Raw genomic sequence first — 18,694 nt, forward strand, 5'->3', positions numbered from 1 at the left:
GTGGGGTCGGTGGGTGTCAGGGTTGTGGGTGTTCACACCCTGTACTTGCCGAGTCGCGGCGAACGGGTTCACACCGCCGCCTCAGGCGCCGTACGCCTCCGCGGCATCCCGCAGCGCAGCCAGCACCTTTCCCACCCCGGCCCCCTTGCGCACGGCCGCCACGATGTGCGGGACCGGGCGGCCTCGGCCCGCTCGAAGCCACTCCCGGGCGGCGCGTACATCGCCACGTGGGAGCCAAGCCGGGTACGACCCTCCGATGACGTGCGCATCTCGTCGGCTGGCTCGGTGTCGCGTTCGACGAGCTGGCCACCGGGCATTCCGCCCGGCTCGTCACCGAGCTGCGGCTGACCGAGGCGCAGGGGTCCTGGCCCTGGGCTCAACGATTTGGGATGGCGCCGGTGCGTCATCGGGCGTCCACCCACGTCGCCGGGCCGCGGGTCGTCGTACATCGCCTGGCCCCCGGGGCCGAACTGACCCAGCTCCGTGAGGAGGGAGACACCGTCGTCGATCTTCTCCGGCCTTCGGGCCGGTGATGTCGAGCAGCAATCCGTCCAGGGCCCGCCCACCAGTTCGGCGTAGCGTCGTCCCGGCTTCGGGCCCGGGTTTCGTGATCGGCTCCGTAGATCCGGCCGCGCAGCAGCTGCTCATCGTCGCTGTCCATGTCCCCCAGCCTCGCCAGCCGCCACCGACAACGAGGGCTTACCCAGGCGGCCCTGGGCAAGCCCTCCCTCTGCCGGGAGGCTCGGTCAGAAGCGTATTCCGCGCCCCGTACGCTCATCCGTCAACAGGTCGACATAGACGGAGAGAGCGGATGGCAACGGGCAGGGACATACGCGGGCTCGCGGCAGGAGCCAACCGAGCGGCCCAGCCAGCCGAGAACGCCCCTCCCCGACGCCCGCGCCGTACGGGCCCGATTCACTGGTTTCTGTTCAACAGCGGGTGCGTGGCGGCCTCGGTGGCTCTGATGTGGTTCGCTCCGGTGGTGCCCCTGCCGGGCTTCCTGCGCGGCCCGGCCTTCATCACCGCCGCACTGGCGATACCCCTGGCGCTCGTCCTGGTACCGGCCCTCTTGCTCCGCCACGTCACCCACAAGAAGCCTCCGAAACTGGCCATCGGGGCGCTCACCGTTGCCCTCACCGCCGCAGTCGTGCTGGCGGTCATCACCCGAGAGGCCGGCGAAGAGCGGGGCCTGGAGAAGAGGGGCCGCTGGACCGAGGCCGTCGTAGTCGACGTCGACAACGGCAAGACTGACAAGTGCACGCTCCGCACCGACGACGGCCGGGAGATCTCACCTCAGATGACGGACGGCTGCGACCCGGAAAGGATTGAGCCAGGCGACAGACTGCGCGTGCTGTACGACCCCAAGGGAGCAGCTGGTCCGTTCGAGGACACGGAAGTGGACCTGGACCCCGGCGCGTACAAAGGGATCATCGGCGGCCTGGCGGCGCTGATCGTCGTTGCAGGCACCTGGGGCTGCGTACGGGTGAGTCGAGGAGGGAAGTAGACGGAGACACTCCCTGGACACGGCGGTTGGCGGCAAGGCGATCGTGCGTGGCTGCGTCCGGGGTGCGTATCGGCCGGGCGTCTTGGCCGGCTAGTAGGCATCAACGAGGCGCGCTCGAGCGGGAAGACAGCACCGCCCGGCTGAGGCAGGCGCTTGGGTCATAGCGCTCGCACGGCCGCTGACCAGCATGGAAGGCATGGTGCGTGACGTGGACGCTGCCGGAGCCGATGCTCAGCGCCCCCGTGCCCGATCCCGGTCTGCGGCCCGGCTGGGCCGCACAACCTGGGTGGGACGGGTTCCGGGCTCTGGTCTCCGTCGACCGCACCGCGGGCCCGGTGGCCCGCCGCGAGCGGGGTTTGCGCCGGTGTCACGCCGGACCGATGACCTTCTTGCGCATGTGCCCATAGACCACCGACGTCCGTACGTCGGCGAGTTCCGGGCGCTTCGCCAGTTTCTCCAGGACCACTGCGTGCAGATGGTCGGTGTCCCGGACGGCGACGTGCACGAGGAAGTCGTCGTTCCCGGTGAGGACGAAGATCGAGACGACCTCGGGCATCCCCTCCAGGAAGGTCTGGAAGGCCTCGATCACAGCACGTGTCGGCGGGCGGACCCGTACGGCGATCACCGCCTGCAACCCGCGGCCGATCGCCGCGAGGTCCGCCTCCGCATGAAACCCCGTCAGGATGCCGCTCTTGCGCAGCGACCGGATTCGCTCCAGACACGTGGACGGGGCGATACCGAGTTCCTGGGCCATGTCCCGGTTGGTGCGCCGACCGTCCTCCTGGAGCATCCGCACCAACGCCGAATCTAGTTCGTCCACGCTTGCCTCACCTCGCCGGATTCCGAAGGTAATTCGGACTCTTCGCATGACCTTCGATGATCTTGTTAGCCTCCAGCCTAGTTGACCGATGTTCGTTCGGACACAGTGTGGTGGGCGGCAGTGGGTAGTGGAGAGGGGCGACTTGCTATGCGCAAACGAAGGCCCACGGTGTGGGCGGTGTGTGCGGTCATGGCGGCCGCGCTGTTCTGGAGCAGTTCGTACGCGGTGACCAAGCAGGTGCTGGAGGATGTCGGTCCGCTCAGTATCGGCGCCATCAGGTTCACCCTCGCGGCGTTACTCCTGGGCGTGATGGTACGGCTGAGCAGGCACCGCACGGCCCGTCCGGACCGCCGGCAGCGGCGGCAGCTCTACCTGAGCGGGTTCCTCGGCATCACCGTGTACTTCATCCTTGAGAACGTCGGCGTCGACCTGTCCACGGCATCCGACGCATCGCTGATCGTGGCCACGTACCCGCTGATGACGATGCTGATGGAACTGGTCGTCTTCCGCACCCGGATGCCGCTGCCGCGTGTGACGGGCGTGCTGCTGGCGACCGTCGGCGCCTTCCTCGTCGTACGCAACGGGGCCGAGATCGGCGGCAGTTCGCGCTGGCTGGGTGACATCCTGCTGCTGCTCGGCGGGCTGGCCTGGGCCGGCTACAACGTGCTCGGCAAGCGCGCGAGCGCTGGCCAGGACGCCGCGAGCGTCACCTACTACCAGACCCTGGCGGGCGCGGCCGGCTTCCTGCTCGCGTCCCTGCTGGAGGCCGACGACTGGCGAATGCCGGGCCCGACCGCCTCATCTCTGCTGGTCTACCTGGCCGTGGCGTGCTCGGTCGGCGGCTTCCTGCTCTACAACTACGGTCTGCGCAGGATGGCGTCGAGCGTCGCGGTCAACATCCTCAACCTGGTACCGGTCTTCGGCGTCATCGGCGCCGTCGTGATCAACGGGGAGTCGATCCGGCTCGCCCAGGTGACGGGCGGGGCGATCATCATCGTCGGGGTGGCGCTGGGCATGATCGAGCGGGGACAGGAGACCACAGCGAATCCGGGCGCGAGGGGAAGCGAGCCTTCCGGGACTGCGCCCGTTCGGACTACGGCAGAGGCGGGGCCCGTGCCGGACGGGCCCGGAGCGGCTGTACCGACCGCGCGCGGAGTGATCGACGGGGCTCGGTAGCCGTCAGGGGGTGTCGCTGCGACAGCCTCCGGTGATGGAGGCGGCGCCGTAGGTGATGGGCGGACGCGACGGACTCCGATCCCGCCGACGAAAAAATCGGCGGAATGCTGACCAGCCTCAAGCCGTACAGCGCCGCGTGGGCCCGGCTGGCGCCGGTCTGCTGTGTCAGATGGCGATTCGCCCACCCCCCTCCGGCAACATCATCGGCGCTTCACGAGCTCGGCAAAGTCGACGTGCTGACACTCTGCCTCTCCTGACCGTCTTGCTGATCGCCTTCCTCATGTCGCCGCCGTCGACACCGCACCCCGGCGTCTGGTTGCGCCCGGCTTTCCATCCGCCTATTGCGCGAAGAAGAGTGAGCGTCCATTATCAGGAATCCTGTTATTTTAAAGTTGTAACGAAGGGTGGCCGAGGCATGCCATTGAGTCCGCGAGTCCAGGCCAGAGGGATCCAACTGCTGCTCGGTCGGGTGATGTCGCGGGTCCACAAGGACCTGCGCTTCGCGGACATCCCGAAGCGCACCGAAACCCTCCACGTGGAGACCGGCGCCGGCCCGGTGCCGTGCACGGTCTACCGCCCGCCGTCCGACACCCGAACTCCTGCCCCCGTGTACGTCAACTTCCACGGCGGCGGCTTCGTGATCGGCCGCCCGGAGCAGGACGACCACATCTGCCGTTACATAGCCGCCGCGGCCGGCTGTGTCGTGATCAACGTGGACTACGCCGTCGCCCCGCAGCGGCACTTTCCGGTGCCCGTCACCCAGGCGTACGACGTCACCGCGTGGGTCGCCGAGAACGGTCCCACAGGCGGCTGGGACGGCTCGCGCCTTGCCGTGGGCGGACACAGCGCCGGGGCCAACCTGACTGCCGCGGTGTGCCGCATGGCCCGGGACCGCGGAACCTTCTCGCCCCGGCTCCAGATCATCGACTCCGCACCACTCGATCAGATCGCCGACCCGGCCACCAAACAGTCCCCCATCGCCAAGCCGCTGCTCAGCCCTCAGCTCATGCGGGTCTTCACGGCCGCCTACGTCCCCGACCCCGCCCACCGTGCCGATCCCCTCGTCTCACCGGCACTGGCCGATGATCTCGCCGGACTCCCTCCCGCCCTCGTCATCACCGCGGAGAACGACCGCTTGCGCGAGGAGGGCGACGCCTACGCCAAGGCTCTGGAGGCCGCCGGCGTCCCTGTCGTCCACCGTGTCTTCGAGGGAGTCGATCACTACTTCACCCACACCGGTCCCGTACCGGAGGGGAAGGCCGCCATCGACATGATGGCAACCACCTTGCGCACCGCACTCAGCATCTGATGCCAGCCGGTCAGGGCAGGCGAATTGGCCTGCTCTGGGACGGGGCCAAGGAGCAGGAGGGTGTCCGGGCGGCCGGCCGTCGCCGCTCGTCGACGCCGGCGTGCGGGGGGCATCGAAGATGCGGTCTGCCCAGCGCGGCGGCAGGGCAGGGTGATGTCACGGATCCGGGCGTCGTCGGTCGCACCCGGCGGGACGGTACACCTCAACCGTGAGCGGGTGGAGACAACCAGGCCTCGGTGCTCGCAGCCCGCTTCTTGGCCTTCGCCGGATCTGCGGCCGCCACCTGCTCTTGACCTCACGCGCTATGCGCTCGCGCAGGTCCCGGCGGGGCCGCTTGAGCTTGCCCACGACGTACGGCTCCACGGTGCGCTGGGACACCCCGAGCGCCTGAGCGGTGGCCTTGGTGCCCTTCGGCGAGGACAGGGAAGTCGAGGCACTGCAGCTGTTCACCCAGCGCGTCGAAGGCCACCGCAGCGAGCAGCGGCGCCGCCGGCAGCTTCTGACCGGCCTCGCTCTACGAGACACCACCAGCCGCGAGCAGCAGCCGCTCGCGCCGCTGGGCCTGAACTGCCAGACCAGCCGACCTACCAGCAGAGTCATCGTTCAGTTCGCCACAGCCGACGCGCCGCTGCGGCGCGGTAGGTGTGCGAGGCGCTGGACATGAAGGTCACGCCCAGCGACATCCACAACACTCGCCTCAAACTCAAGCGGCTGACGGAGCGCGGGATCCCGGTCGATACGAGCAGGGCTTCTTCGCCTTGCCGCGGCCGTAGCAGCCCGGCGACGCTGCGGCCGGCCCGCCTGCCTCTTGCGAAAGGGTGAAACAGACATCAACTCACGTAACACTCTCGGGATCTGGTCCCGCCGAGGGGAGGCTCACCGGCTGCTGGTGACCTCGCGAGAGCGGCTGGTTTCGTCGGAGCTCCAGTCGCGGATGCTGGCGCTGGATCGGCCGACTGGCTGATGCCGACCTTGAGCTCAGCCGGCCGCGGCAGCTCGCCCCAGTGCTCCGCACCGACCGTGTGAACCCGGCCCCGTCGACCTCGCCCTTGATCGCCGAAGGTTCGATTGCCCGGCCCTGGTTGACCTGCGTGGCGGCCCCGGAGGAGCAGGCACGCCGAGTCGCCTGCTTCTCGGCCGGCTGGCCAGCGCCGAGCGGGCGGGCTGGCCAGCCGTGCTGGACGCCTCGGAGTACCACAGAGCTCCAGCTAGTGCCCTACGGCAGGGTCTTGTCGTACGTCTTGTCCGTGTCCGAGTCGTAGACCAGCTTGCCGGCGGCGTCGAAGCCCTTGATGTGCGGGCTCTTCGTCACCTGCCGGTTCAGGACGCCGGAAGCGACGAACCAGCCGTGGTCCAGGGCGGCCGTGGCGCTGCCGTCGCCGTAGTCGACGGTCACCTTGGCCACGGACGGGTCGACCATGCCGATCACGCCCCAGCGGAAAGGTAGCTTCCACTTGCCCTTGTCCATCAACGACTGCTGGTACAGGTCACCCGCGTTCGCGTCGGGCACGACCAGGCCGGTGTCCGGCCCGTAGGCCTCCTTCGTGCTGGTGCTGATGCCGGCGGACACGCCCTCCTTCACGTTGCAGATCACCCGGAAGCCCTCCGGCCGCTCTGCCACGCCGACGACGTGGATGCCGTCGCCCGGGGAGTTGGAGACGCCCGTGCTCTTCGCCGCCAGGATGATCCGGTAGCTCTCGGCCTTGGCCAGGTCCCCGCTGACCGCGCTTCCCACGTGCTCCTGGTCGAGGCACTGCTCCAGCGCGTCCGACGCCTGGGCGAACGTGATCCCGTCGAGCAATTGCTCCTCCGAGACCGGCGGTTGAGGTCCGGAGCCTGTCGTCGGCCCGGAAGGCGACTCGGTCTGCGGGGCGCTGACCGACGACATCGGCGTCGCCGAGTCAGCGCCCCCTCCCCCGTTTCCCCCTACCACGGCGTACGCCCCCGCCGGCACCGTGACCAGCGCCGCCAGCGCCGCCCCGACCGCCGCGACCCGCCGCCGCCGTTCCGTCACGCCCCGCCGGCGGATCGCCGGGTACGGCGCGGGCGAAGGCTGGATGGTGTGAGCGTCGTCCGTCATCAGTTTCCTCACCAGTTCCTCGAAGTCCCGCTCGTCGTCGGCCTCGTGCGCCGTGTGCGCCTCGTCGGCCCCATCAGCTCCGTGGTGCGCCTCATGCGCTTCGTACGCTTCGTGTGCCTCGTGGTTCACCTTCCACCTCCCAGTCCGGACACCGTGCGGCCCTCGCGCACCAGCCCCGGATACACCCGCAGCTTCGCCAGCCCCTTCGAGGCCTGGCTCTTGACCGTGCCGGGCGAGCAGCCGAGCACCTCAGCCACCTCCGCCTCCGACAGGTCCTCCCAGTACCGCAGGACCACCACCGCCCGCTGTTTCGGCGGCAGCAGGGCCAGCCCGGCGAGCAGGGAGCCACGCTCCTCCACTCGGCCGACGGCCTCATCCCCGCCCGCCCTCTCGGGCGGGGCCGCGGTCAGCGCCTCCGTCACCCGCCGCTTGCGGAACCGGTCACTGTTGCAGCTGACCAGCATCCGTCGGACGTAGGCCTCCGGGTTGTCGCTGCGCGCGATGCGCCGCCACGACCGGTACGCCTTCGCCAGCGCCGTCTGCGTCAGGTCCTCCGCGTGGTGGACGTCGCCCGTGAGCAGATACGCGGTCCGGACGAGCCGTGACCACCGTGCCCTGACGAAATCATGGAACTGGCCTTCAAGTTCGGCCTGCATCAAGCACCCTCCTCGCCCTCCAGACCACCACTGGGGCGGAATCAGTTGCCCGTGACTTCGGAGACCGTTCGAATGACGGCATGGAGAGCGATGCCGAGAACAACGCCGAGACATCACGCCGAACCGGCAGACCACCAGGTCGGAGCCTCCGCCGGCGGCGCTGGCACTGCCTGCCGAGCCGCTGCAGCCTGTGAGTTCTCCGCCCGACCGACGGGGGGCGAACGCCCGGCATCCGGGGATGCCGGGCGACATGATGTACGAACGGTCGATGCGTGCTCGGCGAGAGATGTTGTCGCCGTGGCGACCGTGTCAGCGGGCGGCTTCCAGCTTGGTGCCGGGGTCCGGGGCCGCGGGCCCACAGGTGGCCGCCAGCGCGGTCACCAGGAACTCCTGGACGGCCTTCTCCACTGCGGGCGGTCCGACGACGCCAGGTACCGTCACAGTCCAGCCGAAGGTGACCTGACGGCGGCCGTCGGGGGAGCTCCAGGACTGCGAGCGGTACCCGAATCCATTGCCCATGTTGCCCCACACCCGGTCGCCCGGAGCGGCCGGGCAGATGTCGCCGCCGCCCACCACGCCGAGCCCGTAGCCGGCCTCGTTCACCGCCCGCATGTCGGCCAGGCGGGCAGGGGGCAGCAGCGTGCCGTCGGAGAGCGCCCGGAAGAAGCGGTTGACGTCACCGCTCGTGGACACCACGCCCGCCGCTGCTCCCCACACCGACGGGGTGTACACGGTGGTGTCGACGAGCCGGCCTTTTCCGTCCTGCCGGTACCCGTTGACATGCGGGCCGGCGAGAAAGGGGCTCAGGGTCGGGTAGGACGTGTCCTTCATGCCGGCGGGACGCAGGACGCGGCGGTCCAGTTCACTTGCGAGCGGGCGGCCGGTCGTACTCTCGGCGATGAGTCCAAGGAGCACATAGTTGGTGTTGGAGTAGGTGAACTGGCCGGCTGTTGCGGGTGGTTGCTCGACGGCCCTCCGGACCAACTCCTCCGGGGCCACGTACCGGAAGCGGTTCCGCTCCAGCTCGGCGTCGGTCCCGGTCGGGTACAGCACGTCGAAGTAGTTCGGGATTCCGCTGGTGTGGTCGAGCAGCTGGCTGATGGTGACCTTCTCGTGGGCGGCCGGCAGCAGACCGGGCAGGTGCCGGCCCACCGCGTCGTCCAGGCCGAGCCGACCCTCGTCGACCAGTTGCAGGACGACGGTCGCCACCATCGCTTTGGTGATGCTGGCAATGCGGTACCGGTCGCCGGGCCGGGCGGCCTGCCGGGTGTGGATGTCACGGACACCACTCGCGCCGGACCAGGCCTTGTCCCCGACGCGCACCTGGGCGAGGGCCGCGGGAGCACCTGCGGCCGTCAGTCTGTCCAGTGCCGCCTGCAGCTCCGCTGCGTCTGGGTCGACGGCGTCCGCGACAACCTCCGCCCCGGCGGCAGGAGCCGCGCCGGGCGCGGACGCCGTAGCGGCGGCCGTTCCGGTTAAGGCCGCCAACTCCGTTGCCAGGATGGTCATGATTGCTGCCGCACGAAGCCCGAAGCGCATCATCTTCCCCCGTGAGTTCGATCGATTCTCAACATCAAGATAGACGGCGATCCCATGGTTGATTGCCTTTCAGGTGTCAGCGAGGAGGAAGCCCATCTGGGTGCCGGTGCACCCCTGCCGCTGAGCGAACGCATGACATCCGGCGTGGCAGCTCACTGCAGCCCCACCTCGGCTGACCGGCCGGTACGACGACGCTTCCAGTACGCGACGGTCAGCACGGCCAGCAGCGGCCCCCAAAGGATCAGTGGCGCGTAGCAGAGGTAGAACCATGCAGCCTCCCATCCGCCGGCTCGGCTCGGGTAGCTGTCCGGCAGCTCGGCGCCTCGGATGGTGGTCCCCCTGATCTCGGCGACGCTGAACAGGAGAGTGAACAGGAGGGTGAGGGTGGTGGCCCCGATGGCGGCCGGGATGACCGCTGCCATCGTGGGGACCCGGCGGCCGCGCAGGAAGGGGACCCAGCCCGGAAACACCTCGCCCCACCGTGCGATCAGGCCGATCGCGGTGAACGCGAAAAGCTCGGACACGATCGACAGGGAGAGAATGTACGCCCGTTCACCGACCCCGATCCCGTCGTCGAACGCGGCCGGGAGCCGCCAGATACTCGATGGCAGAACGACTAACGGCACGGCATAGGCCGCGAGGCGCAACCGTCGCGACACGCCGGCAGCGGGCTGGTGGGCTGCCTGCCATGTAGCGCGGAGCCGTCCGGGGCGGGTGGTGGTGAGGTCTTCGATGTGCAGGTGCTGGTGCGGGTGCATGTTGGCTCCTCGGTTCTCCCTGGGCTGGTGGTCGGCCGCCTCAAGATGAGGCTCGCAGTCAGGGGGCCGGTGAGGGACACTCTGCGGACCGAAGTCGTCTCCGCCGGACAGCCGAGGGGACGGTGGACCACAGGATGACGGCAGACACCGTTCCCCTGCCTCTCCCTTGGAGTCGATGATGTCGCTGACCTCGCTGCCCGCGGCTCGGCTCTTCGCGCTACAGGGCCCTACACGCCAGGCTTGAGCCGCTGCTGCCGCAGGGCATCGAGCGGGGGCGACCGCAGGTGTGGACGCGACGGCAGCTGATAGACGGCATCCGCACCGGGTCCGGGCCGACGAGGCGTAGCACTCCCGCAGCAACCGCACCTCCCTGCGCAGACCGGTCCGCTACCGGCTCGAGCGCGGATCGCGCGGCGGGCGGCGGGCGGCGGGCGGCGGGCGGCGGGCGGCGGGCGGCGGGCGGCGGGCGGCGGGCGGCCATCGAAGTTCGACAAGGACGACTACAAGCAGCGACACGCCGTCGAGTGCGGCATCAACCGGCTCAAGCGCCACCGCGCCGTCGCCAGCAGGTACGACAAACTCGCCGTCCGCTTCGAAGCAACCGTGCTGGTCGCAGCCATCAACGAATGGCTGTGACGGGCACCCGCCGACGTTGCTTACGGCTCGTACAGCGGCAGGAAGTGGATGACCGCCTGCTCGTAGGGATGGGCATCGCGCACAGCCTGCTGGACGGCGCTGGACTGAGCCGCGTCACAGACCGATTCGATCCGGCACTCTTCGCTGTGCTGTACGACGCCCACCTCACCGTCGTACGGCTGCGCGCCAGGCAGGGCCTGCCAGTTGCCGGTCACCTTCCAGATGCTGGAACACCGTGCGTACTCGCCCACCCGTCCTGCGCCGGCCACGTGGAGAGCCTCGATCACAGCCTCCGCATGACTCTCGGGGACGGATATCTCGATCTTCAGGCGTGTCATGCCTGGACCCTGGCAACCTCTGCGACCAGCACTTTCGCAGCAGGCCCTAACGACCTCGTGCGCCCGTGGGCATCTCCCGGAGTCGGCGCAGCGGGCGGGGTGTAACTCTGGCGGAAGCTACCGAAGACCACGTTGCGAGCCTTCGAGGAGAACACCCGGATGCCGGCCAACCCGCTCGCCTCCCCCGAGGACATCAAGAATGCGGCGGCCGGACACTCCCCTGACGAGCGCCTTCGCGGCCTCCGCCACGCTGATGCTCGGGGCGCTCGTCACCACCATCACGGTCTCCGCACTGGTCAGCGCCCGCCCCCTGTACCTCGGCTCCCGGCGACGACTGCACCAGGCGACAGGAGACCATCGGGGTCGACGTCCTCGCCGCGCTGCCCGACCACCGTGTGCGACGCGGTGCTGGCCGGCGGCCCAGAACGCCGGAGACACAGCAGGCCACGGCCTCGGCCAGGTCGGCGTCGTCCATGACGATGACCGGGGCGTTTCGGCGCCCTCACGACCCCAGCGAAGTAGACCCGTCGTCGAGGTCCGCCGCCCGCCTGGCCGCCGCGGCCGGTTGAGCGCCGTGGCCCGCGGCGGGATGCTGGAGGCAGCACCCGTGACAGGTGACGCAGCACTGTGCCTGGGCGCGACAGGAAAACGAGGTCGGGATACTCCATGGACAACGAGCCCGACACGACCACAGGGGCAAGAGGAGTAGCCGCACCCGACGACTTCGCGGTCGTCATCGACGCCCGCGGAGCCGTCAGGATGTGGAGCGCCGGAGCCGGACGACTGCTCGGCTACGAGCGCGAGGAAGTGGTGGGTCGGCAGGCCGCCGGCCTGCTCGCCGCGAGGCTGCCCTTCGCGATGCGCCGACACCTGGCCGCCAGGGAACCATGGACGAGCGACGTGGTACTGCGGAAGCGGCACGGAGACCGGGTCACCGTGCAGATCCGGGGCACGCCGCTGGCGGACGTGTACGGCGCCACTCACTGGATCGTCACCCCGGCGGCGGTGACGTACGCCTCCGGGCCGACCGATGCGGGGATGGCGGCGCTGTGGGACCTCACGCTCGCGCAGCTTCCGTTGCCCGTGGCCGTCTACGACAGTGAGGCACGGTTCGTGACCTGCAACCAGGTGATGAGCCAGGCCATGGGACTGAAGCCGGAGGAGATGAGAGGCCTTACGTTGTGGGAGATCTATCCCACTCCGCCCATGGACGAGATCGACCGCCTTCAGCACCAGGTCGTGCGCACCGGTGAGATGATCTCCCGCGAGGGGCAGCCGTTCCGGGCCTTGGGTGAGGTCCGCGATCACGCGTGGCATCTGTTCCTCTCCCCGCTGAAGGACCGGGCGGGCGAGGTGCTGGGGATGTCGGCGCTGGTGATCGACATCACCGAGCAGTTCTGGGCCCGGCGTCGCCTCGCCGTGCTGAACGACGCAAGCGCGCGCATCGGCAGCACGCTCGATGTGACCCGGACAGCCGAGGAACTGGCCGAGGTCGCGGTGGCCGGGTTCGCCGACTTCGCCACCGTCGACCTGCTGGAGTCGGTCGTCCAGGGACACGAGCCGCGAACGGTACCCCCCGGCACGCCGGTCGTCTGCCGCCGTACCGCACAACGGTCGGTGCTCCAGGGAGATCCGGAATCCGTCGTTCCGACGGGTGGCACCGACGTCTACCCGCCCGGCTCCCCACCGGCCCAGGCGCTGATCACCCGCCGGGGCAGCCACTACAGTGCTGGCGATCCACTGCTGCGCGCATGGTCGACGGCTTCCCCGGCCCGTGCCGAGAGCATGCGGCGATTCAATATCCATTCGGTGATGATGGTGCCGCTGAGCGCGCGGGGCGTCACCCTGGGCGTGATGCAGCTCCTGAGGCACCGTACTGCGGATCCCTTCGTCCAGGACGATCTGACGCTCGCCGAGGAGATCGCCGCCAGGGCGGCGGTGAGCATCGACAACGCCCGCCGCTACACCCGCGAGCACCGCACCGCACTCACTCTGCAGCGCAGTCTGCTGCCCGAGCGGCTGACGGGAGCGGAGGCGGTGGACCTCGCCTACCGGTACCTCCCCGCCGGTTCGGGGGACGAGATCGGCGGAGACTGGTTCGACGTGATCGCCCTGTCCGGGGGACGGGTCGCGCTGGTGGTCGGGGACGTCGTGGGCCACGGCGTGCACGCCTCGGCCACGATGGGCCGCCTGCGCACCGCGGTACGAACCCTCGCCGACGCCGACTTCGCGCCCGACGAGCTGCTCACCCGGCTGGACGACCTGGTCATCCGCCTCGACCGGGAGGAAGGCCCGGACACTCGAGGGCAGGCGGAGGAGGCCTCGGGGGAGGTAGGTGCCACCTGTCTCTACGCCGTCTACGACCCGGTCACCGGCCGCTGCGACCTGGCACGGGCCGGGCACCCGCCGCCCGTACTGGTGACCTCCGACGGCACCGTCCAACTACTGGACCTGCCCGCCGGGCCACCGCTCGGCCTGGGCGGACTGCCCTTCGAGGCCGCCCGGGTCGACGTGGGCGAGGGCAGCCTGCTCGCCCTCTACACCGACGGCCTGATCGAGGCCCCCGACCGCGACATCGACGTCGGACTCGACCTGCTGTGTGAAGCGCTGCGCCGCCCGGCCGCCGACCTGGAGGAAACCTGCGACGAAGTGCTGCGCAAGGTACTGCCCGACCCCCCTGCCGACGACATCGTCCTGCTCCTGGCCCGCACCTCCACTCTCGGCGCGGACCGGGTACACACCTGGCAGCTGCCCATGGATCCCGCGGCCGTCGCCGGGGCCCGCAAGGTGGCGGCCGAGCAGCTGGACACCTGGGGGCTGGGCGAGCTCGAGTTCGCCACCGAGTTGATCGTCAGCGAGCTGGTCACCAACGCCATCCGGTACGGCAAGAGCCCCGTCGAGCTACGGCTCATCCGCGCCGACGCGCTTGTCTGCGAAGTCTCCGACGGCAGCAGCACCGCCCCGCACCTGCGGCAGGCCCGCACCTTCGACGAGGGCGGACGCGGCCTGCTCCTCGTCGCCCAGGTCGCCGAGCGCTGGGGCAGTCGTCAGACCTCCGCCGGCAAGACGATCTGGGCGGAACAGCCACTGCCGGAAGAGCGTGTGCGATAGCCGGCCCGGTGCGAGCGGCTGACGCACACCGGCGCCGCTCACCAATCACTCCGGACGATCACGGCGGTCGCCGTCTCCTCTTCGGACGCCGACGACCCGGCCCGCCCCTCCGCCAACCCCCTCCACCAGTGGATCACCGGCTTCGAGAACACCTTCCGCGACCTGGGCACCTCCAACGCCCGGGTCGCCGTCCTGCTCGACACTCCGTGGCCCAAGGGCGACCCGATCGACTGCGCCGCCAGGAACTCCCTGCGACTGCGCGCCTGCGCACACCGTTTGCCGGACGCGACCCGCTACGCGACCAGCGGCGCAGCCATCCGCACCGGCGTCTGACCTGTAGTTGTCGCCAACACCGCCGTCTACCGGGATACCAGAGGCGAACCCGCCTCCGGGGTTCCACGTCCCCGACCGCCCCGGATCCGTGCCGTCAGGAGATGCGGATGTCCGACCAGCTCGTGCTCTTGCCTACCTGGGACCGGCTGTCGAAACCGCCCTTGCCGTTGCCCCGGTTCAGCCAGGCTCGGCCGTCCTTGTCGAGTGAGAGCAGGTCGGCCCGGCCGTCGCCGGACAGGTCGGATCCGCCGACCACGTCCTTGTAGGACGTGCCCCAGTCTTTGAAGACCAGCGACCGCGGCTTGAAGGTGCCGGCGCCAGTCCCGTTGAACCGCCACAGCTCGTTCGACGCGTCGATGGCCAGCAGGTCGTTCCTGCCGTCGCCGTTGAGGTCGCCCGCGGCGATCAGCTTCTTGTAGCCGCCGAAGCCGGACCCGGCGAGCGCTCGGGCCTTGAAGCCGCCCGCGCCGTTGTTCGCGTACAGGTACAGCTTCCCGGTCGAGGCGGACCGGGTCAGCAGGTCTGCCCTGCCGTCGCCCGTCACGTCCCCGGGCGAGACGACCGCGTTGTATGCGCTCCAGTCCGAGGAGACCCTCATGGAGAGCGACTGCTGGTCGGGCAGCCCGCCGCCGCAGATCGTCGGGTGGACACGTGCCTCGCCCTTCGGGGAGCGGACGAACACGTCGTTGCAGCGGTCGCCGTCGAGGTCGCCGAAGGGCAGTACGAGCGTGCCCGTCGGCCAGCCGCTCGCGCGCTGCCCCGCGGTCAGCTTCGTCGCGTCACCCGCGTACACCTTGAGCCCGGCGCTGCCCCGGCCGAACAGGTCGGCTTTGCCGTCGTCCGTGTAGTCACGCCACTTGGGCAGCGCACGGCCGGTGGCGGTGGCCTCATACACGCCGTCCAGGACGGTGCTGTTCGTCTCGCTCCGCAGGTACTCGTCCCACAGCACGACGGGCCGGCCGAGCGCGTCGGCGGCCACCTGCGGCGCCCCGGTGAACTGGGCGCTCTTCGCGCTCAGCCGCCGCGGGGTGGACCAGGTGCCGCCCTTGAAGACGGCGGCCATCGTGTACTCCTCGTACGAGTAGCCCTCCCGCCACGTCACCGTGACCGTGCCGCCCGAGGTGGCGGCCGCGGCGACATGACGCACCTTCTGGTGGGTGGAGAAGCGCTGCGAGTACGGCAGCCAGCGGCCGGTGGCCGCCGAACGCACCGCGTACCAGGGGGTGGTGGGCCCGCCGGCCACGAAGAGGTCGCCGTTGGGCAGGTAGACGGGCGCCGTCATCCTGTACGTGCTGCCATCGCTGTCGGCGGACTGCGGGGTGCTCCACTGCGTGGCGCCGGCGGGCCGGTGGGAGTACATGAGGTGCGCGAGGTCGTCGTAGAAGACGTCGAAGCCGCCCTGCGGATCGGCGAACACCTTCGGGCGCGCGAGATCCTTGTCCGGGACCGGGAAGCCCTCGACCGCGGTCCAGGCGGACGCGCCGGGGGCCTTCTCCAGGGCGACGACGGCGTTGCTCGCCTGCCACTGCCACACCAGCAGGGCGGTTCCGTCCTTGGCGACCGCGAGGTCCATGTTGGCGATGTCGCGGCTGCCGGACGGCGGCTGCCCGTTGAGGCCGACCGGAGCGGTCCACGCGGCCTGCGGGCCGGTCTTCTCGGCGGCCCTCACGACACCGGAGACCGACCACACGGCGATCAACCGGCCGTCGGGGGCCGCCGCCAGGTGGTGGTAGCCCTTCTCGGGGACGGCGGCGACGTATTCGGGCTCGGAGAAGGCGGTCGCCCCGGGCGCGAGGGTGGCGACCTTCAGCCAGTGGTTGCCGTGGTCGTCGGCGCGTTCGGCTCGCCAGGCCAGGCGCACCGAGCCGTCGCCGAGCGAGGCCAACTCGGTGCTGTATCCGCCGGCGTCCGGCCAGGTCTGCGGGGTGAGCCAGCGGGTGCTGCCGGCAGGCCGGATCCGGGTGGAACGCCCGTCGCGGGTGAGGGAGACGAGGGCGCCGTCCCCCGCCGACACCAGGGCGTTCAGCCCGCCCGAGGCTTCACCTGGGTTGGGGGCCGGGGCGTGGAGGGCGCGGGTGCCCCACGGGCCCGGCGCACGCGTCTCGACGCCGGCCACAGCGGTGCCGGCGGCCGTGGCGGAGGTGGCCGTGGCGGTGCCAGTGGCCGCGGCGGTGGCGTGGGCGGCGGCCGGGTCGGCGGCCGCCAGAGCGAAGACGGGAGTGAGCGCGATGCCGAGCACCGCGCGGGACTGCGAAGTCATGGGAATGCCCCCCCGGGCAGGACGAATCGGTTGGCATGGATTCGCCGAACTGTTCGAACAAGTCAGACGCAGCGTATATCAACCAAGATCGTCCCGCGTGGGGGAATTCCCTTCCCTCCCCGCGCCCGGAGGGGTTCGGCCGGCGCGTCCGGTGCCGCCGTGAAGTTCGACGCCCCGGCCCGGCTCGCGGTGCCATGGCACCGCGCTGACGCACCCCTCAACCGCGGCCGGAATTGGCATAGACCTATATGTACTCACGGGCTAGGCTCTGCCGCGCACACGAGAGCGCTCTCAAGCACTGCTGTTCCACCCCCACCCTGTTGGAACAACGAAGGGTCATTCCCTTGAGACGCACCACAACACTGCGCACCGCACTGTCCGCACTCCTCCTGCTCGGCACCTGGGCGACCGCGAGCGCCCTGCCCGCTTCCGCCGCGGATGCTCCCGCGCGCTCCACCGAAGCACCGGCCTCCCCCGAGCTCCTCTCCGCGATGCAGCGCGACCTGGCGCTGACGCGGAACGAGGCCGAGGCACGCCTGGCCGCGGAGAAGACCGCGACCTCCGTCGAACGCAAGGCGCGTGGCGCGGCCGGTTCGGCCTACGGCGGCTCCTGGTTCGACGCCGACAGCGGCCGACTCACCGTGGCCGTCACCCGTGCCGCGCAGGCCGACGCCGTACGCGCGACCGGAGCGGCCGTACGCCTCGTGCGGTACGACGCGCGGCAACTCGACGCAGCGAAGAACAGCATCGACGCGCTGTCCGCGCCCGCCGGAGTCGCCAGTTGGCACGTGGATCCGAAAGCCAACAAGGTCGTCGTGAACATCGTCTCCGCACACCGGGACGACAACGATGTCCGGGCCTTCCTCGCCAGAGCCCGCGAAGCGGGCCCCGTGACGGTGCGCCAGATATCCACCGCCCCGCGTACCTTTGCCGCCGGCACCGTGGGCGGTGACCCCTACTACACCGGCAACGTCCGCTGCTCCATCGGCTTCTCCGTGCGCGGCGGCTTCGTCACCGCCGGGCACTGCGGCCAGCCGAGTGCGGCCGTGTACGGCTGGGACCGGTCCTACATCGGCAACTTCCAGGGGTCGTCGTTCCCGGGTAACGACTACGCCTGGGTGAACGTGGGCAGCGGCTGGTGGACCGTACCGGTGGTGCTCGGCTGGGGCACGGTTCCCGACCAGCTCGTCCGCGGCTCCGCCGAGGCCCCGGTGGGTGCCTCCGTCTGCCGTTCCGGCTCCACCACTCGCTGGCATTGCGGCACCGTGCTGGCGAAGAACGAGACGGTGAACTACAGCCAGGGCGCCGTCCACCAGATGACGAAGACGAGCGTGTGTGCCGAACCCGGCGACTCGGGAGGTTCGTTCATCAGCGGCGACCAGGCCCAGGGCGTCACCTCCGGCGGCTGGGGCAACTGCAGCGGCGGCGGCCAGACCTGGCACCAGCCCGTCAACGAGATCCTCAACCGGTACGGGCTGACACTGCACACGGCCTGATTGGTCATCAGCGCGGCCGAGCGGACTCCGTCACGGAACTGCCGACGGAGTCCGCTCGAACGTCACCTCTTTCACGCACCGCAGCACGGAGTGAGTAGCTCTCCATCCCGACTGGCTTCCCGCTTCGAAGTTCCGGAAGCAGAGGAGGATGTGGGGGGCCGATCAGCGGGCGGAGCGTATGCGCTAGATTTTGCCTCTCTTTGACCGCGATCACTCACGATCTCTACCCTCGGAGTCGGCAACCCCATGAGCGACATCGTCAACGGACTCGGGCGGGCCACCGCCTACGGCGGCCTGGGACTGGTCCTGTTGGTCCTCGGCATCGTCCTGGTCGACCTGCTGACGCCTGGAAAGCTCGGCCGACAGATCTGGGAGCAGCGCAATCGCAACGCCGCCATGGTGCTCAGCTCCGCACTGGTCGGTATCGGCGGCATCGTCTTCACGTCCATCTGGACGACGTACGAGGACTTCGGCAAGGGGCTGGTCTCGACCGCGGCGTTCGGGCTGCTGGGGCTGGTGATGATGGCCGTGGCGTTCCTGGTGGTGGACCTGATCACGCCGGGGCGCCTGGGTGCGACGCTGGTCGAGGCAGAGCCTCATCCCGCGGTCTGGGTGACGGCGTCCTGCAACCTCGCTGTGTCCGCCGTCATCTCGGCCTCCATCGCCTGAACCGCTGTC

Annotated in this window: 14 protein-coding genes and 2 pseudogenes; 9 read left to right on the top strand and 7 right to left on the bottom strand. The window is 70.0% G+C overall.

Going from position 1 to position 18,694, the window contains the following annotated elements:
- Positions 1–165: 165 nt before the first annotated feature.
- Positions 166–359 (top strand): annotated as a pseudogene (locus ABFX81_RS39330) (hypothetical protein); the annotation flags it as partial.
- A gap of 584 nt (positions 360–943) precedes the next feature.
- A complete protein-coding gene (locus ABFX81_RS39335) occupies positions 944–1,504 on the top strand; it encodes a DUF3592 domain-containing protein (RefSeq protein WP_346139428.1) in 561 nt (186 codons plus the stop codon).
- Positions 1,505–1,871: 367 nt separating this feature from the next.
- Here the strand turns inward: ABFX81_RS39335 and ABFX81_RS39340 are convergent, their stop codons facing one another.
- The gene (locus ABFX81_RS39340; protein WP_086855329.1) at positions 1,872–2,324 is read right to left on the bottom strand and encodes an Lrp/AsnC ligand binding domain-containing protein; all 453 of its coding nucleotides are present in this window, start codon (positions 2,322–2,324) and stop codon (positions 1,872–1,874) included.
- Positions 2,325–2,471: 147 nt separating this feature from the next.
- On the opposite strand from ABFX81_RS39340, the gene ABFX81_RS39345 reads away from it, so the two are divergent.
- The 3 genes from ABFX81_RS39345 (at position 2,472) to ABFX81_RS39355 (ending at position 5,473) form a co-directional block, all read left to right on the top strand.
- Entirely contained in the window at positions 2,472–3,500 is a 1,029-nt protein-coding gene (locus tag ABFX81_RS39345) for an EamA family transporter (RefSeq protein ID WP_086855330.1), read from the top strand.
- A gap of 472 nt (positions 3,501–3,972) precedes the next feature.
- Positions 3,973–4,809, top strand: coding sequence for an alpha/beta hydrolase (locus ABFX81_RS39350; RefSeq protein WP_346139429.1), 837 nt, complete (start codon positions 3,973–3,975; stop codon positions 4,807–4,809).
- Between the two features lie 403 nt (positions 4,810–5,212).
- Positions 5,213–5,473 carry a hypothetical protein gene (locus ABFX81_RS39355; protein WP_346139430.1) on the top strand — a complete coding sequence of 87 codons (261 nt, stop codon included), beginning with the start codon at positions 5,213–5,215 and terminating at the stop codon, positions 5,471–5,473.
- A gap of 552 nt (positions 5,474–6,025) precedes the next feature.
- On the opposite strand, the gene ABFX81_RS39360 is transcribed toward ABFX81_RS39355, so the two are convergent.
- The 4 genes from ABFX81_RS39360 to ABFX81_RS39375 form a co-directional block, all read right to left on the bottom strand.
- Positions 6,026–7,018, bottom strand: coding sequence for a hypothetical protein (locus ABFX81_RS39360; protein WP_346139431.1), 993 nt, complete (start codon positions 7,016–7,018; stop codon positions 6,026–6,028).
- Complete coding sequence (locus ABFX81_RS39365) at positions 7,015–7,545, bottom strand: SigE family RNA polymerase sigma factor (RefSeq protein ID WP_086855129.1); 531 nt, start codon at positions 7,543–7,545, stop codon at positions 7,015–7,017. The genes ABFX81_RS39360 and ABFX81_RS39365 overlap by 4 nt, the downstream gene beginning before the upstream one ends.
- Positions 7,546–7,854: 309 nt before the next feature.
- Complete coding sequence (locus ABFX81_RS39370) at positions 7,855–9,054, bottom strand: serine hydrolase domain-containing protein (protein ID WP_346139432.1); 1,200 nt, start codon at positions 9,052–9,054, stop codon at positions 7,855–7,857.
- A gap of 182 nt (positions 9,055–9,236) precedes the next feature.
- Entirely contained in the window at positions 9,237–9,842 is a 606-nt protein-coding gene (locus tag ABFX81_RS39375; RefSeq protein WP_086855127.1) for a hypothetical protein, read from the bottom strand.
- 453 nt (positions 9,843–10,295) lie between these two features.
- On the opposite strand from ABFX81_RS39375, the pseudogene ABFX81_RS39380 reads away from it, so the two are divergent.
- Positions 10,296–10,478, top strand: a pseudogene (locus tag ABFX81_RS39380) (IS5 family transposase); the annotation flags it as partial.
- A gap of 20 nt (positions 10,479–10,498) precedes the next feature.
- Here ABFX81_RS39380 and ABFX81_RS39385 read toward each other — a convergent pair.
- The gene (locus tag ABFX81_RS39385; protein ID WP_086855555.1) at positions 10,499–10,816 is read right to left on the bottom strand and encodes a YqfO family protein; all 318 of its coding nucleotides are present in this window, start codon (positions 10,814–10,816) and stop codon (positions 10,499–10,501) included.
- 666 nt (positions 10,817–11,482) lie between these two features.
- On the opposite strand from ABFX81_RS39385, the gene ABFX81_RS39390 reads away from it, so the two are divergent.
- Complete coding sequence (locus ABFX81_RS39390) at positions 11,483–13,927, top strand: SpoIIE family protein phosphatase (protein WP_346139433.1); 2,445 nt, start codon at positions 11,483–11,485, stop codon at positions 13,925–13,927.
- Between the two features lie 427 nt (positions 13,928–14,354).
- On the opposite strand, the gene ABFX81_RS39395 is transcribed toward ABFX81_RS39390, so the two are convergent.
- Positions 14,355–16,520 carry an FG-GAP repeat domain-containing protein gene (locus ABFX81_RS39395; RefSeq protein ID WP_346139434.1) on the bottom strand — a complete coding sequence of 722 codons (2,166 nt, stop codon included), beginning with the start codon at positions 16,518–16,520 and terminating at the stop codon, positions 14,355–14,357.
- A gap of 344 nt (positions 16,521–16,864) precedes the next feature.
- Between ABFX81_RS39395 and ABFX81_RS39400 the strand changes: the two genes are divergently transcribed.
- Both ABFX81_RS39400 and ABFX81_RS39405 read left to right on the top strand, forming a co-directional pair.
- Entirely contained in the window at positions 16,865–18,016 is a 1,152-nt protein-coding gene (locus tag ABFX81_RS39400) for a trypsin-like serine protease (RefSeq protein ID WP_086854221.1), read from the top strand.
- A gap of 246 nt (positions 18,017–18,262) precedes the next feature.
- On the top strand, positions 18,263–18,685 hold the full coding sequence (locus ABFX81_RS39405; protein ID WP_086854220.1) for a DUF350 domain-containing protein: 423 nt from the start codon (positions 18,263–18,265) through the stop codon (positions 18,683–18,685).
- Positions 18,686–18,694 lie beyond the last annotated feature (9 nt).

The sequence above is a fragment of the Streptomyces coeruleofuscus genome (assembly GCF_039532725.1).
Classification (GTDB): Bacteria; Actinomycetota; Actinomycetes; order Streptomycetales; family Streptomycetaceae; genus Streptomyces; species Streptomyces coeruleofuscus.

Excerpts from the sequence above, each read along its gene's own strand:
- ABFX81_RS39345 (WP_086855330.1), top strand. The coding sequence starts at position 2,472 with ATGCGCAAACGAAGGCCCACGGTGTGGGCGGTGTGTGCGGTCATGGCG.
- ABFX81_RS39385 (WP_086855555.1), bottom strand. The coding sequence starts at position 10,816 with ATGACACGCCTGAAGATCGAGATATCCGTCCCCGAGAGTCATGCGGAG.
- ABFX81_RS39405 (WP_086854220.1), top strand. The coding sequence starts at position 18,263 with ATGAGCGACATCGTCAACGGACTCGGGCGGGCCACCGCCTACGGCGGC.
- ABFX81_RS39365 (WP_086855129.1), bottom strand. The coding sequence starts at position 7,545 with ATGCAGGCCGAACTTGAAGGCCAGTTCCATGATTTCGTCAGGGCACGG.
- ABFX81_RS39375 (WP_086855127.1), bottom strand. The coding sequence starts at position 9,842 with ATGCACCCGCACCAGCACCTGCACATCGAAGACCTCACCACCACCCGC.
- ABFX81_RS39390 (WP_346139433.1), top strand. The coding sequence starts at position 11,483 with ATGGACAACGAGCCCGACACGACCACAGGGGCAAGAGGAGTAGCCGCA.
- ABFX81_RS39395 (WP_346139434.1), bottom strand. The coding sequence starts at position 16,520 with ATGACTTCGCAGTCCCGCGCGGTGCTCGGCATCGCGCTCACTCCCGTC.
- ABFX81_RS39350 (WP_346139429.1), top strand. The coding sequence starts at position 3,973 with ATGTCGCGGGTCCACAAGGACCTGCGCTTCGCGGACATCCCGAAGCGC.
- ABFX81_RS39370 (WP_346139432.1), bottom strand. The coding sequence starts at position 9,054 with ATGACCATCCTGGCAACGGAGTTGGCGGCCTTAACCGGAACGGCCGCC.